The 1,153-nt window shown below is 53.0% G+C and carries 1 protein-coding gene; it reads left to right on the forward strand.

Going from position 1 to position 1,153, the window contains the following annotated elements; translation table 11 throughout:
* The first annotated feature begins 165 nt into the window (after positions 1-165).
* Complete coding sequence (locus CKL79_RS24310) at positions 166-1,116, forward strand: hypothetical protein (protein ID WP_170944176.1); 951 nt, start codon at positions 166-168, stop codon at positions 1,114-1,116.
* The last annotated feature ends 37 nt before the right edge of the window (positions 1,117-1,153 follow it).

A 1,153-nucleotide genomic window follows, 5' to 3' on the forward strand; every position in this document is an offset into this window, starting at 1 on the left:
GATCTTGGCTTTGACTGCACTCTACGCTGCCTGATGAGATCCTGATTACCCGACTACCCCGCTGTCGTCACTCGCCTATACCCACTGTCACCTAATAACCGGATCAAGCAGATCATCTATCTGCGCGGTAGCCGCGACTTTGCCACGGTTGCCGACTACCAATCGGTGATAGACCAAGCGCCGGCTGGTCTGAATCGCCAGTGTGAGGCCAAATTTGAGCAAGAAAAAGCAGCGCTGCGACCATTCCCAAAACGGCGGGTAGCCGACTATGAAGTGCTCAGCGCTAAGGTGAGTTGTTACAGCACTGTCGATATCCGTTGCATCCTTTACAGCGTGCCGTCTCGGTTGATTGGGCAGCCGGTAGAGATTCATCTCTATCACGACCGGCTAGTGGGCTACTTTGCCCGTCAGCAGGTGTTTGAGTTGGCCAGAATGCGGGTGCCCGGAAACGGGCGGCGGCGCAGGCGCTGCATCAACTATCGGCATGTGATAGGAGGACTCAGGAAAAAGCCTCGTGCCTTCCTCTACTGCAACTGGCAAAGCGATCTGTTACCTACCCTTGAGTTCCGTCAGGTATGGGAGCAGCTAAAAGCTCAGTTTGAGCGTGACCAAGCCGCTGTGCTTATCGTCGAAGCGCTTTACCTCGCTGCGACGTATGACCAAGAAAAAACGATCGCAGATTTTTTGTCTAAAGCCCTGGCGCAAGGCAACCTTACCCTGGCACTCCTACAGCAGCAATTCATTCCCGACTTATCAGCGGTTCTCCCGCCAGTAGAAACACAACAGCATTCGCTCGACAGTTATGACCAACTCCTCAGTCCCCAAGATGACACAGACAACCACGCTTCAGGCTCCATCAAAGGAAACGACGATTACCCAGGTGACCGCGACCGCCAGCCCATACCAGCAGCTCAGCGACCTCCTCAAGCAGCTCAAACTCACGTCTATGCTTATCCATTGGGAAGCTACCGAGAGCCAAGCTTTGCAGCAGCAATGGTCTTATGCGCAGTTCTTGTTGACGTTATGCGAGCAGGAAACAGACAGACGCTACCAAATGGGGCGCATCCAGATGTTGTGGGAGGACTTGCCAATAAGAAAAAAGGGATGAGATCATAGATCCCGTCCCAACAAAAACTAGTCATGATTGTATCTT

It is taken from the genome of Leptolyngbya sp. BC1307, from assembly GCF_002286735.1.
GTDB lineage: Bacteria > Cyanobacteriota > Cyanobacteriia > Phormidesmidales > Phormidesmidaceae > Phormidesmis.